We start from the raw sequence: 16,788 nt of genomic DNA, 5'->3' as shown, positions 1-16,788 counted from the left end.
AATGCTTCTGAAGCAGACTTGCGGCTCACTGGCAGGTCTGCTTCAGCTGATATTATCCTACAACTTCATACCTCAATCGCAAATAAGAATCCTCCATCACCTCACACCTCACAAGCTTCAGAACTCCCAACAGCCCCAATTCCTCCCTTCCCGTAATCGATGTTCCATCGATCAGTGTAGCGGTATCTTTTCCGCCAATCAGAACCGGAGCGACAACGATATCGATGTAATCAAACAATTTCTCCCGGAGAAACAATCCGTTCAGCATCCCCCCCGTTTGTATGGTAATTCTTTCACAATGGTATACCGCGTACAATTCTTCCAGCACTGCCCTTAAATCTAATTTCTGCTGACAAATGATATGCAGATTATTTTTCTGTACAGAAAACGCTGGATGCTGCGAATTCGTGGTGACAAGTACAAACGTCTTCGCCCGTCTGCAGAAATATCTTACACCGTGACCGGTTAAATTCTTATTATCTATGACAACGAAAGAAACCGGTGTTTTGTCCGGATACTCTTTTTGGTTTACGCCGAGCTTGGCCTGTACGAGCCCTGAATTCAGGGACCAAAGATCCGTTGTCTGTTCAATCTCATAGTATTGATGAAGCCCTTCCTTTACACCGTCCATCGCGGGATAATCGCTGTCCACATCCAGCAGATCAGAATTTCCCGTACTTATTTTTCCATCCACAGAACTAAGCATAAATAGTGTTGTGACTGGCCTTTTCTTCATATTGTTCCCCCCCCCAATCTTTATAAATCAACTGTATCATCTATCCGGGGTAAATACCTGTCTTTCTCTGGTATTTTTTGTCCGACGATCCGGAAACTTACGCGGACAGAGAACTTACGTAAAAACTGGCCGAACAGCCTGAATTATGCTATAATCGAACGTATCATTAGAACATACGGAGGCCGCTATGTACGAAAGAATGCTGAATAAAAAAGAAGAACCAACAATTGCCGAGATGACCGCGTATTGCGGTGAAAACGGCGGATTCTTTACCTTGTTGAACGAATGGCTGTCCCGGACATTTGCGACAGAGCAGAAGGTTGTCTTTCCCTATGGCAATCAGTACGGCTGGGGGATCGCTCACCGGCTGAAGCAAAAACTGGTATGCAATATTTTTGCCGAAAACAATGGATTTACAGTCATGGTCCGATTGTCTGATAAGCAGTATGATTCCGTCTACAGCCAGCTGCATCCATATTCCAGGGAGTACATCGACACAAAGTATCCCTGCGGAGACGGCGGCTGGATTCAGTATCGAGTTGTATGTAAGGAAAATTTTGACGATATACAGAAACTATTGACTGTAAAATGTTCGCTGTCTGCGCAGCGGTCCATGATTAAGTCGAACGAGGTAAGTTGAGATTTGTTACTGTATCCATTATAATAATTGGAAATATAAACCAATTAGTGCAGGGGAAGCCCCTAAATGCTGGCCTGCAAACGGCCAGATTTACGATGATGTGTATGTTATACTGCAGAAAATGGAAACAGATCGGCCCTGATTTTGATCAGGGGCAGAATCAGGGTCATAAATATGACGTATCAGTGGATATAAAGCCGGTATTGTACGCATCGTTTCAATGCCGGCTTTTCTAGTACAGCCTGTGCGTTCTTCTGATGTAACGCAAAGGCACGTTTCGTGAATTGTTTCTATTTCATATCATTCATCATAAGTCCCAAAACCGATGTATAGTTCTGCCCGATTATAAGGAAACTAAAAAAGGCTGCTTGAGCCACAGAACACCGTTTCGGTGTACTGTGGCTTTGCCATACAACCACTTAAAAACATCTGACTAGAAAAATGGAGGCCTGTTATGGAAATTGCAATGAATATCAAACGATATGAGGACTATCTGAAAAATGAGGAAAAAGCCGATTCCACCATAAGCAAGTATTTACACGAGGTGGAACAGCTGTTTGCCTATATGGATAAAGCCGAGATCAGCAAAGAGGCGATCCTGCAGTACCGGCGGTATCTCAGCAGCCAGTATAAGGCAGGAACCGTCAACGGTAAGCTGTCGGCCATCCATTCGTATCTGGAATTTATGAATCTGGATATGTGCAAGGTGAAATTCCTGAAGGTTCAGAAAAAGGCTTATATCGATGAGGATCGGGAACTGACGGAGAACGACTACCGAAGGCTTTTGGACAGTGCGGGGAGAATGGGAAACTCTCAGCTCTATTATCTGATGATGGTACTCTACAGCACGGGCATCAGAATCAGCGAGCTGCCCTACGTCACCGTGGAAGCGGTCTGTCGGGGGAAAACAGAGATCTATATGAAGGGAAAATGCCGCCTGATTATCTTTCCGAGAAATCTGATTAAGAAGCTGAAGGAATTTATCAGAAACGAAAAAATAAAGAGCGGCTGTATCTTTCGAACGAAAAGCGGCAGAAACCTGGACCGGAGCAATATCTGCCATTCTCTGAAGAAGCTGTGCAAGGGGGCAAAAGTGGATCCGTCAAAGGTGTTTCCCCATAATTTCAGGCACCTGTTTGCGAAGACTTTTTACTCTATCGAAAAGAATCTGGCCCATCTGGCGGATATTCTTGGCCATTCATCGATCGAGACTACGCGCATTTATGTAGCGACAAGTACGAGACAGTATGAAAAAGTCATGAACCGGATGAGAATCGGATTAGACAAAATAACCACAGAATAACTATTCTGTGGTATCAAAAAGCCTTATTTAAAGTTAAAAAATGAAACTCTAATTATTTTACAACAAAAAATAAGGGGAGTCAATGTACATATCTATGGTTTTGCCCACAATAAACAGGCCGGAGAGAACGCTGATTCTTGCCGGTCTGGTCGCGTAGCAGTATAGAACCCATTATTATCCTGAATGGAAGAAAAATAGCAGATATGGAGAGCGCGCTCTGTGATTTTCGGACTGCTGATACCACAGAATAGTTATTCTGTGGTATCAGGCGGCCCATACGAATGAGAGAAGGGAATCATATGAGAGCGGTATTGATAATTGTCATTGAAAACTGCAAAAATCAGACGAAAAGCGGATATTTGCAGTCTTTATACCAGGAAAAATCGTTCTGCTTTCACGGGCTTGATCACATGCTGCTTCTGATGGAATACATTCTGGACAGAGAAGGAATGCCAGTGGACAGCGGAGACCGCCGTCACCTGGTAAAGATGGATCTGATGAAAAAGAGAACGAAAATCATTACGGATGCCGAAACGGTTCCGCGTACAGTGAAGTTTTGCCCAATTCGAAACCGCCTGAATACCAGGGAAAATGTATTTGCTGTCACGATATATTCCAGACAGAACGCCAGCATACAGGGCGTCATCAGAAACAGCAGGGGGAGTGCCTGCTTCAGAAGCGGGATGGAGGTGCTCCGCATGATCTGTGAATGTCTGCCTGCATAATTTCCCGGAACAGAGGTGACTGTGATGAAGAGAAAAAGAAAGAGAACCATGCCGGGGGGAGCCGCCGGCAGAAGAGAACGATGGATGAAGAGGAAACGGGTGCTGCCCGGCCGCATGGAGTTTCTGATGCAGCACGATACGCTGACCGGCTTATACAACCGGGGCAAGATGTTTGCAGAGACGCGGCGCATGATCGACGCGCACCGGGATACGCGATTCGTACTGCTGCGGTTTGATATCGACCGGTTCCGGCTGTACAATTCTCTATACGGCGAGGTGGAAGGCGATAAACTGCTTATTTTCCTGGCTGAGATTATAAGGAAAAACGCAGAACGCTTTGAAATGTGTACATATGGCAGAATCATAGCGGACACATTCTGCATCTGCCAGCCTTTTGATCCGGATATATTGGATGAGCAGATAAAGGATTTGAGAGAATACTTAAACGAATATCAGATAGATTATTTGCTGGAACCTACGGTCGGCGCCTACGTCGTGACGGAGCCGGACTTGTCCATTGAGGAAATGTACGTCAGAGCCTTCATCGGAAGCAAAAAGTGCAAACATCTGTATGCTTCCTGTCTTGGATTTTATGATGAAAGGGAAAAAGAGAGGGAAGCGGAAGAGACGGCAATCATGAATGATATGCGTCGGGCGATGGAACAGGAGCAGTTTATCATCTTTTTTCAGCCGAAATTCGCCCTTTCCACAGATAAGGACTTTGGCGCCGAGGCGCTGGTGCGCTGGAACCACCCCAAAGCCGGTCTGATACCGCCAGGTAAATTTATCCCGGTATTCGAGAAAATCGGCTTCATCGTCCAGCTTGATTACTATGTGGCAGAGCATGTATGCCGGATCATCGGGAAATGGCGCGGTGATGGAAAAAACTTTAATCCCGTCACCATCAACCTTTCCAGGGTTACTCTCCTTGATTCGGAACTGGTCGAAGTGCTGCGGAAGCTGACAGAGAAATATCACGTTCCCGTATCCATGCTGAATCTGGAAATCACCGAAAGCGCCTACGCCTCCGATCTGGAACAGATCATGGCGGCTATCCATGCGCTGCGGCGCGCCGGTTTTGTGACTATGATGGATGATTTCGGCAGCGGCTACTCCTCGTTAAACATGCTGAAGGATATCGACGTAGATGTCCTCAAGGTGGATATGAATTTCCTTTCCGGAGGAATGGCGGCAGAGAAGGGGAAGATCATACTTTCATCGGTGATCCAGATGGCCGGCCGCCTTGGAATCCCAGTGATTGTGGAAGGCGTAGAAACGCAGGAACAGAGAGATTTCCTCAGTACCGTTGGATGCGATTACGTCCAGGGCTACTATTATGCGAAGCCTATGCCGCAGGAGGAATATGAAAGAAGGTATATATACCGGATGGCGGAATGATGGTAAAATAACAGGAAGGATAAATTCTCCGGTATTCCGCCTTTATACGGCAGAAACTGTCGGGAGACTGTCTGGCAGAACCTTTATAATGATGTGATGGAGGTGAGAAAATGGACTGGATACAACATTTAAATAAAGCGATAGACTATATCGAAGAAAACCTGGACGGAACTATTTCCTATCAGAAAATAGCTAAAATTGCAGGCTGTTCAGTGTACAACTTTCAACGGGTATTTTCCTATATAACGGATAAATCGCTGTCAGAATATATCCGAAGCAGGAGGCTTACTCTGGCTGCATTTGATATTTTAAATACCAGCGATAGAATAATTGATATTGCAATGAAATATGGATATGAATCTCAGGATTCCTTTACCCGCGCATTTAAGAGCTTTCACGGAATTTCGCCGTCTAAAGTCAGAAATGAGCCTGTCAGGCTGAAGTCCTGTCCAAAACTCTCCGTTCAAATAACAATGAGAGGAGAACATCACATGAGCTATCAGATAGAACAGTGGCCGGCCTTTAAAGTCACGGGAATCAGGAGGCGGATAAAAACGGATCAGGCCTTCGGGCAAATCCCGCAAATGTGGGATACTGCCTGGAAAGATGGGACGATGAAGCTGCTGACAGATCTTTTCCGGAAGACGGATTACAGACCTGCTGGCTTTATCGGAATGTCAATTGGCGGGCAGCAGGAGAATGCTGAAGAGATGGATTATATCATAGGTGTGACGAACCATGTGGAGGTTGAAGGCTGCATACATGTTCCTGCGCCAGAAGGCATGGATGAAATTCAGGTAAAATCCGCGACATGGGCAGTACTTGAGGCCAATGGCAAGCTTCCGGACGCGGTGCAGAACATATATCGGCAGTTTTATACCGAGTGGCTGCCAAATTCAGGGTATCAGCTGGAGGATATGCCGATTATGGAGTGTTATATGCAGGAAGGGCGGCAGGAGGTCTGGATTGCAGTGAAAAAGAGTGAAAAACAGCTGCTATGAAAATCAATCCTTCGGCTCATGCCGGCACTTCCTGCGATACTCCACCGGTGTCAGCCCATGGACTGCCTTGAACGCGGCGGAAAACTTACTCTGATTCGTATACCCCAGGGAAGCCGCGATATCGGCCACGGTGCTGCCGGTGGTCAGAAGCAGGGCGGAGGCCCGCTCCATGCGCTCCCTTCTTAAGTAGTCCCTGATGGTCGTGCTGTAGACCTGCTTGAAGTTGCTTTTCAAGGAGGTTGGGCTGATGCAGAATTCCTTTGCCAGCTGATCGATCGTTATATTTTCCTGGAGATTCTGCGTGATCCGGCGCTGTACCTGCCGGATAATGTCGATCTGATTCCTGGTGACACGGTCCAGGGCGCGTTCCTGTTCCGGATCGATCATGCTCAGGAACAGGAGGAGTTCCAGAACCTTGATCTTATAATAGTCATGGCGGAACTCCTGAGGAATCTGATACAGTTCGCCAAATATATGACCGATCTGCCGGTTGGCACGGATTGCAAGGAAGTGACTGCCGGGGCAGAATCTGTCGCCGAATTCCTGCAGCCGCAGTTTTTCATTGTCCAGAAGCGGGGGCATATGGTCTTTTAGAATTCCCAGATCCAGCACAATCGTAATCCCTAAGTAACGGCCCGTGGGAAAGCAGAGGCCGGGAGTGCCATCCTCCATGCGGGTAATGCATAAATCGCCCTCGCCCAGGTAAAGGTAATCGCCGCAGAGCCACTGGCATTCTTTGCGGCCCTGGTAGCAGTAATCTATCTCAAGCAGTTCGCTCTCGGTCTTCAGGCTGCTGTCACAGTAAACCATGGAAAAGTCATTATAGATCAGTTCGATTCCCGGAAATATGGTAAATACATCCATACTTCCGGGATTTTCGCGGTTCCCATACTGGTACTGGACATGCAGATCGGAGAAAACCTGCGGAGCCAGCGGCTTTTGATTATAATAGATCTGATAGCGCGGTTTTGTTACTTCATCCATCGGAAAGCCTCCTCGTCTGTTTACTGCTATTGTAACACAGTTGGAAGAAATATTCTGCTTCGAAATAAAAAACGTCAGATTCCGGTGAGGACAATAAAGCTGGAACCACCACATCTTTTGCGGAAATACCCGCAATCAGCGCTACGACAATCTGCCAGAAGCCAAGGCCGACCGGAGCCAACAGCGGAACCGGAAGAGAACCGAGCTTCGCCCCGAAGCTGGCCGCCATATCCGAAGTATACCCCTGTGGACCAAAGTTTAAAATAAACCAGATAATCTTTCTTTTGTACGCTCCCCAAAGACCTGAATAGAGCCCGAATGGCTCCAAAAAGACAGCATTTTGATCCAAACGGACAAAGTATAGCTCTATCCATTGACGAATCGTTTAATCTATTATAGAATACAAATGAACATATGAACAAGTATTCATATGAAACAAAAATTGAAAGGGGATATTCCTTATGAAGAAAACATTTAAGCTGTTAGATTTAGACTGTGCACACTGTGCTGCGAAGATTGAGGGCGCTGTTAAGAAGATAAGCGGAGTTACAAATGTGGAGGTCAACTTCCTGAGCCAGAAGATGGTTCTGGAGGCAGCCGATGACCGGTTCCAGGAGATTGCGGAAGAAGCAGTAAAGCTGATAAAGAAAATAGAACCGGATGTAACCGTTAAGAAGATTTAATTGAGAATCATGTGTAAGCGAGAGACAATTGCATCTATAAAAGCGCGGCGGCACAGCATAATCCCGCCGCCGCAGACGAAGAGGAAAATGATATGACAAAAAAACAGAAAAAACAGTTATACCGGATTCTTGCGGCAGCAGCGATCTGCCTGATTACCGTGGCCCTTCCGTTAAATCCAACGTGGAAACTGGCCGGATTCCTGCTGAGCTATGTGGTGATTGGATGGGATATCATCTGGAAGGCCATTACGAATATTTTACACGGCCAGGTATTCGATGAGAACTTTCTGATGACGGTGGCGACCGTGGGTGCCATGTTCTTAGGCGAGTACGCGGAGGGCGTCGCTGTCATGCTGTTCTACCAGGTGGGTGAACTGTTCCAGTCCTACGCGGTCAGCAAGTCGCGCCGATCCATATCCGGGCTGATGGATATCCGGCCGGATTACGCAAATGTGGTGAGAGAAGACGAGATCGTATCCGTCGATCCCGATGAGGTGGCTGTCGGCGAAGTGATCGTGGTAAAGCCGGGAGAGCGGGTACCGCTCGACGGAACCATTCTGGAAGGCCGTTCAGCCCTGAACACCTCGGCCCTGACCGGGGAATCCCTGCCAAGGGAGGTGGAACCGGGAGCCGATGTGATAAGCGGCTGCATCAATCAGAGCGGTACCATAAAAATCCTGGTATCGAAACCATACGGCGAGTCCACCGTGGCCAAAATTCTCGATCTGGTGGAAAATGCCAGCAGCAAGAAATCGAAATCCGAGGCATTTATCACCAGATTTGCAAGATACTATACGCCGGCCGTTGTAGCTGCGGCAGTGCTTCTTGCAGTACTTCCTCCGCTCCTGACAGGACAGCCGTTCGCGGTCTGGATTGAGCGGGCGCTGACCTTCCTGGTTATTTCATGTCCCTGTGCACTGGTTATCTCTGTACCGCTCAGTTTCTTCGGCGGAATCGGCGGCGCTTCCAAATGCGGCGTTCTGATCAAAGGCAGCAACTACCTGGAAGCGCTTGCTAAAACAGAAACGGTTGTCTTTGATAAGACGGGTACGCTGACAAAAGGCTCGTTTGCAGTCAGCGGGTGCTTCCCGGAAAAGATTACGAAGGAGAAGCTTCTGGAGCTGGCCGCTTACGCGGAAAAGGATTCCAACCATCCGATCTCGAAATCCATAGTAAATGCTTATGGAAAAGAACTGAATGCCTCCAGAGTGGCTGACGTTCAGGAGATTGCCGGCCATGGAATCTCCATATCCTTAGACGGAAAGACCGTACTGGCTGGCAACAGCAGGCTGATGAATCTAAATCACATCAAATTCAAACCGGTGAGAGAGACGGGAACGGTTGTCTACGTGGCAGAGGACGGAATCAGCAGGGGAGCCATCCTGATCGAGGATGAAGTGAAGGAGGATGCGGCCTTTGCGATCCGGGAACTGAAACAGTCGGGAATCAGGAAGACCGTCATGCTGACGGGCGACGCAAAGGCCGTGGGCGAGAATGTAGCGCAGCGGCTGGGCCTGGATGAAGTGTATACAGAGCTGCTTCCCGCGGATAAGGTAAGCCATATGGAGCAGCTGCTGTCTCAGACCAGTGAAAAAGGAAAGCTGGCATTTGTGGGCGACGGCATCAACGATGCTCCGGTTCTGGCGCGTGCCGATATCGGCATTGCCATGGGCGGACTCGGCTCCGATGCGGCCATTGAAGCGGCTGATGTGGTCATTATGACGGATGAGCCGTCCAAGATCGCGGCGGCCATGAGAATATCCAGAAAGACTCTGCGCATCGTTCACCAGAATATAGTCTTTGCACTGGGAGTCAAGGCGATCGTGATGATCCTGGGTGCCATTGGATTTGCCAGCATGTGGGCGGCAGTATTTGCGGATGTGGGTGTCTCCGTCATTGCCATCTTAAATGCAGTCAGGGCTCTCCAGGTAACGAAAGACGACAGAGTCGGTAATGGGAAAGCGTTTCAGAAAACAGCAGAGGTATAGAGATTACAAACAAGCAGCCTGGTGATAAGCCGGGCTGTTTGTTGTAACTCCTTTTTCATACAACCAGCAAGTGTAAATAAGTTGTAATACGAGGCCGAATCTGATAAAATGAAGTACAGTATGAGGGAAGATCAGGGGACCGGAATTGGTGAGAAAATCGCCGGGTTACTATTGGAAGCTGGGGGATAAGGCGAATGGCGGAACACTTTAGAGATATAGAGAAGATTCAGGAAATACTGCAAGAGGCTCAGACCGGTCTGTGGGCGATAGAGTTGGAAGAGGGACGGGAACCGAGAATGTACGCGGATAAGGCCATGCTGGAGCTTCTTGGCTTTACCGGCGAGCCGTCTCCGGAGGAGTGTTACCGGGGATGGTATGACCGGATCGATGCGGATTACTATCCCATGGTCCAGGATGTGGTCCGTCGGATGTGTGCCGATGAGAGGGCAGAGGTGGAGTATCCGTGGCACCACCCGTTATGGGGGCAGATTTATGTGCGCTGCGGCGGGATCAGAGATAAGAACTATAAAGAGGGCACCTGTCTGCTGGGATACCACCAGAATATCACCAACACGGTTATGCTGAAGCAGGAGTATGATACCATACTGGAAAAACTGAATGAGAATTTTAAGGGGATCATCCTGTGTAACCTCCATACAGGTGAATACAGAATTATAAAAGCCACCGAGCAGCTGGAAGCGTTTGGCGAAGGGGCGGCGGACTTTGAGACATTTTTCCATAACTATGCGGAACGTGAGATTGTGCGGCAAAACCGTGAACTGTTTCTGAATGCCGTCAATCCCGAGTATATCCAAAAAAGATTTCATGCGGACAGTTCCGGCATGGAAGCGATTTACAGGACGAAGGAAAAACGGTGGCGGAGAATTAAGGTGGTTCCCCTAAAGCAGTACTCCGAGGCATATCCCTGGGTTATCGCAGCCATGGAGGAGCAGGATGGCGAGATGGAAAAACGGATCGATCAGGCCAGCGCGCAGGTTGCGGTGTCTCAGATTTATACGCTGCTCATCAGTGTGGACTGCGAAAAGGCAGAGTATAACTGCATTTACTATTCGGGAGAACTGTTAAAGCTTTCCAGACGAGGGCGGTATCCGGATTTCCGGGAGCAAGCTGTAAAAATTATGCCAGCGGAAGACCGGAGGGAGTTTGAACGCATTTTTGATGCGGAAAATTATGGCGCCGGTGAATACAGGGAAGGCATGCTGCACATGTACGATCAGGAGGGCAGACTGCATGCCTACAGCTATTATTCCGCCCTCATCAGTCAGAATTATGAAGACAGGATTCTTATGACTGTGAGGAATGTGGATGATAAGCATGAGATTCAGAGACGGGAAGCCATCCTGGCCAATCTGTGCGAGTGCTACTATTCCATCTACCTGTTCGACTATGTGAACAACACGGAGGAGGCGATCTGGCAGGAGGACTTCATTCAAAAAAACAGAGAGTTCCCCAAAGGGGCGCTCGATGTTTATTATGAGAAGTTTGTGAAACACTACGTCTACCCGGAAGATCAGGAGAAAATGCGCAGAGCAGGGAGTATTGATTTCCTGCGTCAGAACCTGTCCGTGGAGCAGCCAGTCTACGAAGTCGATTTCCGAAGACTCTATCCGGATTGTATCCGATGGGTCCGCGCCCGGTTCAGCATAGCGGAAATTGAGGATGGCGTCCTCACCAGGGTGATTTTTGCCAGCATGGATATCAACGAGCAGAAGCTGACGGAGTTAATGGAAGAACAGCAAAAGAAGCTGTATTTCGAATCTCAGAATATCATTAAGGGACTTTCCGCTTTCTACCACTCTGTTTTCTATGTGGACCTGGTGGAAGAGACCTTCCAGACCTTCGTCATCCGGAAGGATGTTGCAGAGCGGCTGAACCATTCAGATGAGTATGGGGCGCTGTTTGAAATCTACCATGAACATCTGATTCACGAGGAGGACAAGGAACGTTTTAAGCAGGAAATGTGTCTGACGGCGATTAAGAAACGGGTGCAGGAAGGCGAAACGATCTATGATTTGGAGTATCGCAGGGATTACAGCGGTTACTATGGCTGGATGCGGATTCACATCATCCTGGCAGAGAGCAGGAACGGGGTTCCAATCAAAATTATTTTAGCCTCTCACAATGTTGAGAAGGAAAAGGAGCAGGAGGCGCAGAGCCAGCAGGCGCTGTTTGCAGCGTATGAGGCAGCCAGGAATGCCAACGAGGCCAAGAGTAATTTCATGGCGCAGATGTCTCATGATATCCGGACACCGATGAATGCCATAATCGGAATGACGGCGATCGCCATGGGTCAGGCGGATAATGAAGAACGCGTGAAGGACTGTCTTCAGAAAATCAGTCTTTCCAGCAGCCATCTGCTGCATCTGATTAACGAGGTCCTGGATATGTCCAAGATCGAGAGAGGGCAGATCACGCTGACCGAAGCGCCGTTTTCTTTAAAAGGCCTGTTCCACGAGATCGGCAGCATCGTCTATAATGAATCGATGGAAAAGGGACAGGCCCTGCATTTCCTGACAGAAGATATCATCCATGACAATCTCCTGGGAGATGCCGGCAAGATCCGCCAGGTCCTGATCAATCTCATCAACAATGCCATCAAATATACTCCCCATGGCGGTACAATCACCGTCACTACCAAGGAGATGACGTCGGGAATTCCGGGGGTGGGATGCTTTGTATTTACGGTTGAGGACAACGGGATCGGCATCAGCCAGGAGTTCCTGGATCATATATTTGTTCCGTTTGCCCGGGAGGAGAACTGCCATGTGAGAAAGGTTCAGGGCACCGGCCTTGGTATGTCCATCTCTCACGGCATCGTGACGGCCATGCAGGGAAGTATCCGGGTGGAAAGCAAACAGGGCGCGGGCAGCCGCTTTATTGTCACACTTACCATCAGAACTCTGGAAGAGGAAGGCAACGAGGCGGCAGTTCTGCGGGCGCTGTCAGGCAATACCGGGAGAAAGCTGGAGACAAGTCTCCAGGGGCTTCGGCTTCTGCTGGTGGAAGATAATGAACTGAATATGGAAATCGCGGAGACGCTGCTGCGGGACGCGGGCTTTATCGTGGACAGGGCGGAGAACGGGTATGAGGCGCTGAAGCTCTTCAACGATTCAGAACCGGGGACGTACGACGCGATTCTCATGGATCTGCAGATGCCGGTGATGGACGGATATACGGCGGCAAGCGAGATCCGCGGCAGCAGCCATCCGGGGGCGAAGACTGTCCCGATCATCGCATTGACTGCCAATGCATTTGCAGAGGATATCTCGAAGGTGATGGCCGCGGGAATGAACGATCACGTCACAAAACCGATTGATTTTGACCGCCTGCTGGCAGCGCTTCAGAAATGTATATGCCGTTAGAACGCCCTTTTGTTTTGGTTGAAAATGCAGATTTGATTTGCAATCTTACCGGGCTGAAGACGGTTTCAAAAGAAAGTGACAGAAGCCGCCGGATACGATATAATAACAGGCAGAAGCGACATCAACGTTCTGACTATATACTTTGGAGGAAAATTATGAAATTCATATTTGCAACACTGCACGTAAAAAATTTGGAAGAATCCATTCAATTTTATGAAAACATAGTGGGGATGAAGCTGGCACGCAGATTTCCTGGCGGCCCCAACACGGAGATCGCATTTATGGCAGACGGTCCGGCGGAGATTGAATTAATCTGCAATACGGAGGCAGAGCCTGTTGTATATGGAGAATGTCCGTCACTGGGGCTTTCCGTGGAAGATCTGGACCAGGCGATGGAGCACATGAAAGAACAGGGCGTGGAGATCGTCAGCGGACCATTCCAGCCGAACCCCAATACCCGCTTTTTCTTCATCCTCGATCCGGATGGTGTGAATCTTGAGATCATTGAAAAGAAGTAGGAAAAAGCCGTTTACCAGAAGGAGAGGTTAGAATATGAACGAGGTAATGGAATTTCCTGACAGAGAACACTTTAGGAAATGGCTGGAAGCCAATTGCCTGTCGAGCGAAGGCGTCTGGCTGCTGTTTGGCAAGACAGGCGGCCCCAAAACGGTGAAGGCGGGGGAAGCTCTCGAAGAAGCCCTTTGTTTTGGCTGGATTGACGGGCAGATGCAGAGTATCGACGATCAAACCTATAAAAAGTATTTTTCTCTGCGCAGAGCGAACTGCAAGTGGTCGGAGAAAAACAAGAAGCTGACGGAAGCCCTTGAAAAACAGGGGCTGATGACTGATTACGGCAGAATGAAAATCGAGGAGGCCAGGAAAAACGGTCAGTGGGACGCCCCTAAGCCTCAGCCGGTTACAGAGGAGCAGATCGCTTCCTTAGCGGCTACCCTCCAGGCGTTTGAACCGGCCTGTACGAATTTTCAGGCGATGTCCTTATCCGTGAAGAAGACGTATACGAAAGCATTTCTGGACCCCAAAACCGAGGAGGGGCGGGTAAAGCGTCTCTCGTGGATTGTGGACCGGCTCAATAAGAATTTAAAACCGATGTGATGATCCATAACCGCTCCGGACAGGGCAGGAGTGAGGCGGAAAGGCGGACTGCAAATGAATGGCTTTTTTCTGATAATCCCGTTTATCCTGATAAGATTTGGCCTCCTGGCGCGATTCAGCAGCGAGGCAGTAAAACGTGCGGCCCATTTCGCCCCATTGTCGGGAAATGAAGTGTTCGCATATTGGGTCTACCAGATATCCAATTCCGCAATCTTTGTGTACTTGTGTTTTCTCAGGGTGAAACCAGAGGTCTCCTGGCAGTTCTTTTCAGGAACGGCGTTTTATCTGCTGGGATTGGCATTTTGTGCAGCTACAATCAAAGATTTTGCCTCCCCATCCGAAGACGGAATTAATCAGAACGGACTCTACCGGTTTTCACGCAATCCGATGTACCTGTCGTATTTTCTCTATTTTATCGGCTGTGTGATACTGGCACGGTCTGTAATTCTGTGCGGCATTGTCGTTGTATTCCAGATCGCCTCTCATTGGATTATTCTCTCGGAAGAGCGGTGGTGTATGGAAACGTTCGGTGATGCGTACCGGCAGTATATGAAGACGGTCGGACGTTATATTTGACGTTTTAAGACGGGATAAATCTGGAGTCTGCAGCGTGAGTATGTATGAGGAGAGAAGGAGCGGTTCGCTGCTGTCAGCGGTCCGCTCCTTTTTTCTGAAACAAATTAAAAATAAGACAATTGTAGTATTGACATTCTTGTAAGACTGGAGTAGTATATGGGTATGGATACTACTCCAGTCTTATAAATGAAAGGAAAAGAGGTGAATCAAATGGATATGAAACTGGTTGACAGTGAAATAAAGGTTATGGACGTTCTCTGGAAAGAGGGTGACAGCATGGCAAAGCATGTTGCCGATGTGATGAAAGAGCGGTACGGCTGGAATGTCAATACCACCTATACGCTGTTAAAACGATGCATCAAAAAAGGAGCCGTGGAACGGACCGATCCCAATTTTGTCTGCCATGCGCTTATTAAACAGGAACAGGTGCAGGCACAGGAAACAGACGAACTGCTGCATAAGGTTTTCGACGGCTCGGTGGATAAGCTGTTTGCATCTCTGCTGGGCAGAAGGAATTTGACTGCGGAACAGGTGGAGAAGCTGAAAGAGATGGTTGAGGAGCTGGAGGAGGATGGAGCATGAGCCTGATTCAAATGAGTATTTCTGCTGCAGTGATGATCTTTGTTATAACCGCCATTCGGGCGATTTCCATCAACCGGCTGCCTAAAAAGACGTTCCCTGCCTTATGGGGGCTTGTCCTGGCGCGGCTGCTGGTGCCGTTTACCTGGCCCTCACCGTTCAGCGTCTACTCTCTGGCAAAGTATTCGGGAGCAGAACAGATCAGCGGCGTTCCAATCGCAAACGTACTGCCCGTTATCCCGGTCACCACCGCGCCGGCAGCTGTACAAAACACTGCCGCGGTCGTGGGGCTGACACCAGTGGGCTGGATCTGGGGCATCGGACTGGTGTTTTGTACGCTGTATTTTACCATAGCTTATGTCAGATGCCGCTTCGAGTTCATGACTTCCCAGCTGGTGGAAAACGAATTTACGATCCGATGGCTGGCAGAGCATAAGAGCAGACGTTCCATTGCAATTCGTCAGACCAGCGGTATAACGGCTCCGCTTACCTATGGAATCTTCCTGCCTGTCATATTAATGCCGGCAGAAACGGACTGGACAGATTCGAAAAAGTTGCAATACGTCCTCGCACACGAGTACGTGCATATCCGGCGTTTTGATGGCGCGACGAAGATTTTACTGACTGCCGCACTGTGTATTCACTGGTTTAATCCCCTGGTGTGGATCATGTATACCTTAGCAAATCGGGATATGGAACTGTCCTGCGATGAACGGGTTGTGCGGATGTTCGGAGAAACCATGAAATCAGCCTATGCGCTTACGCTGATTGACATGGAGGAAAAGAAGAGCGGACTTACCCCTTTATGCAACCATTTCAGTAAAAATGCAATTGAAGAAAGGATCGAAGCAATTATGAAGATAAAAAAGACAACGGTTTGTTCCATGGTAATCGCCTGCGCTGTTGTGGCTGGTGTGGGAAGTACATTAGCTACCTCCGCTGCCGCAGCAGGAATTCCGGATGATTTCATCTATATTAAAGAAGATATTGCAGTCAGGTTTGTGCCCGACCCCTCAATTTATGCGAAGTATTCCTCCTTTGGCGTTACGATTTCCAATGATGGCACATCACTTCTCTACAAGGGACAGAAAATAAGGCTTTTCAATGATGCATATTCTGATGAAACGTTCTATTATGATAAAAACGGCACAGTGAATCTGTTGGCTGTACGCAGTTCAGCCGGAGAAATCACTGGTATAAGCGCAATATCCGAGAAGGAAGCGCAGAAATACTACGACGCTTTTTATGCAGATGAGACCAATTACTCCAATCCGGAGCCTCTGGAAAACGGAAAGAAATATAATATGTATTACGGCGCTTACGGAATAACATTTCGTGCGAATGAAAACGCCCTGTACTATAATGGACAGAAAGCGAGATTGTTCGTTGATAAGACTGACGGCTGGTACCCTGCGTTTTGGGTGGATGAGACCGGAACGGCTGATCTGTCAGTCGTGCGGGACTCGGCCGGACAGATTACCGGCATTGAATCTATTTCAAAGGAAGAGGCACAGAACTATCTTAAGAACAGTGAGGTGGATGAGCAGGATATTGAGAGACGGGCAGAGAAACGGGCACAGGAGGTTGCTGCAGGGTATAGGAAGAAACAAGGTGTTTCAGTTGGAGGACGAGGCTGATTATTACGATGGGGAGTAGGAAAGAGGCTGAAAAACCTCCAT

Annotated in this window: 15 protein-coding genes and 1 pseudogene; 13 read left to right on the top strand and 3 right to left on the bottom strand. The window is 48.5% G+C overall.

The window, feature by feature from the left end:
* Window positions 1-52: 52 nt before the first annotated feature.
* Entirely contained in the window at window positions 53-736 is a 684-nt protein-coding gene (locus tag H8S75_RS28735; protein ID WP_187024448.1) for a dihydrofolate reductase family protein, read from the bottom strand.
* A gap of 187 nt (window positions 737-923) precedes the next feature.
* Between H8S75_RS28735 and H8S75_RS28730 the strand changes: the two genes are divergently transcribed.
* The 5 genes and pseudogenes from H8S75_RS28730 (at window position 924) to H8S75_RS28710 (ending at window position 5,803) form a co-directional block, all read left to right on the top strand.
* Window positions 924-1,376: a DUF3788 family protein gene (locus H8S75_RS28730; RefSeq protein ID WP_187024447.1), complete on the top strand. Its 453-nt coding sequence runs from the start codon at window positions 924-926 to the stop codon at window positions 1,374-1,376.
* 454 nt (window positions 1,377-1,830) lie between these two features.
* Window positions 1,831-2,710 (top strand): annotated as a pseudogene (locus tag H8S75_RS28725) (tyrosine-type recombinase/integrase).
* Between the two features lie 268 nt (window positions 2,711-2,978).
* Complete coding sequence (locus tag H8S75_RS28720) at window positions 2,979-3,404, top strand: hypothetical protein (protein WP_187024445.1); 426 nt, start codon at window positions 2,979-2,981, stop codon at window positions 3,402-3,404.
* Between the two features lie 24 nt (window positions 3,405-3,428).
* A complete protein-coding gene (locus H8S75_RS28715; RefSeq protein WP_187024444.1) occupies window positions 3,429-4,802 on the top strand; it encodes a putative bifunctional diguanylate cyclase/phosphodiesterase in 1,374 nt (457 codons plus the stop codon).
* A gap of 110 nt (window positions 4,803-4,912) precedes the next feature.
* A complete protein-coding gene (locus H8S75_RS28710; RefSeq protein WP_187024443.1) occupies window positions 4,913-5,803 on the top strand; it encodes an AraC family transcriptional regulator in 891 nt (296 codons plus the stop codon).
* A gap of 3 nt (window positions 5,804-5,806) precedes the next feature.
* On the opposite strand, the gene H8S75_RS28705 is transcribed toward H8S75_RS28710, so the two are convergent.
* Together H8S75_RS28705 and H8S75_RS33460 are read right to left on the bottom strand one after the other, a co-directional pair.
* Window positions 5,807-6,787, bottom strand: a complete 981-nt coding sequence (locus H8S75_RS28705) for a helix-turn-helix domain-containing protein (RefSeq protein WP_187024442.1) — start codon at window positions 6,785-6,787, stop codon at window positions 5,807-5,809.
* On the bottom strand, window positions 6,780-7,016 hold the full coding sequence (locus H8S75_RS33460; RefSeq protein ID WP_349769010.1) for a hypothetical protein: 237 nt from the start codon (window positions 7,014-7,016) through the stop codon (window positions 6,780-6,782). Before H8S75_RS33460 ends, H8S75_RS28705 begins: the two co-directional genes overlap by 8 nt.
* Before the next feature lie 232 nt (window positions 7,017-7,248).
* Between H8S75_RS33460 and H8S75_RS28695 the strand changes: the two genes are divergently transcribed.
* From H8S75_RS28695 to H8S75_RS28660, 8 genes are all read left to right on the top strand, one after another.
* Complete coding sequence (locus tag H8S75_RS28695) at window positions 7,249-7,470, top strand: cation transporter (protein WP_002604426.1); 222 nt, start codon at window positions 7,249-7,251, stop codon at window positions 7,468-7,470.
* A 92-nt stretch (window positions 7,471-7,562) separates the two neighbouring features.
* Window positions 7,563-9,458 (top strand): heavy metal translocating P-type ATPase, encoded by a 1,896-nt coding sequence (locus tag H8S75_RS28690; protein WP_187024441.1) that lies wholly within the window; start codon window positions 7,563-7,565, stop codon window positions 9,456-9,458.
* A gap of 194 nt (window positions 9,459-9,652) precedes the next feature.
* Window positions 9,653-12,841, top strand: a complete 3,189-nt coding sequence (locus H8S75_RS28685) for an ATP-binding protein (RefSeq protein WP_187024440.1) — start codon at window positions 9,653-9,655, stop codon at window positions 12,839-12,841.
* Between the two features lie 155 nt (window positions 12,842-12,996).
* Entirely contained in the window at window positions 12,997-13,359 is a 363-nt protein-coding gene (locus H8S75_RS28680) for a VOC family protein (RefSeq protein WP_187024439.1), read from the top strand.
* A 34-nt stretch (window positions 13,360-13,393) separates the two neighbouring features.
* Window positions 13,394-13,954, top strand: a complete 561-nt coding sequence (locus H8S75_RS28675) for a YdeI/OmpD-associated family protein (protein WP_187024438.1) — start codon at window positions 13,394-13,396, stop codon at window positions 13,952-13,954.
* A 54-nt stretch (window positions 13,955-14,008) separates the two neighbouring features.
* Entirely contained in the window at window positions 14,009-14,530 is a 522-nt protein-coding gene (locus H8S75_RS28670; RefSeq protein WP_187024437.1) for a methyltransferase family protein, read from the top strand.
* 210 nt (window positions 14,531-14,740) lie between these two features.
* On the top strand, window positions 14,741-15,112 hold the full coding sequence (locus tag H8S75_RS28665) for a BlaI/MecI/CopY family transcriptional regulator (protein WP_187024436.1): 372 nt from the start codon (window positions 14,741-14,743) through the stop codon (window positions 15,110-15,112).
* On the top strand, window positions 15,109-16,746 hold the full coding sequence (locus tag H8S75_RS28660) for a M56 family metallopeptidase (protein WP_243270504.1): 1,638 nt from the start codon (window positions 15,109-15,111) through the stop codon (window positions 16,744-16,746). The genes H8S75_RS28665 and H8S75_RS28660 overlap by 4 nt, the downstream gene beginning before the upstream one ends.
* The last annotated feature ends 42 nt before the right edge of the window (window positions 16,747-16,788 follow it).

This window comes from Hungatella hominis, from assembly GCF_014288005.1.
Lineage (GTDB): Bacteria > Bacillota > Clostridia > Lachnospirales > Lachnospiraceae > Hungatella > Hungatella effluvii.
This window is presented reverse-complemented; position numbering and strand designations above follow the sequence as displayed.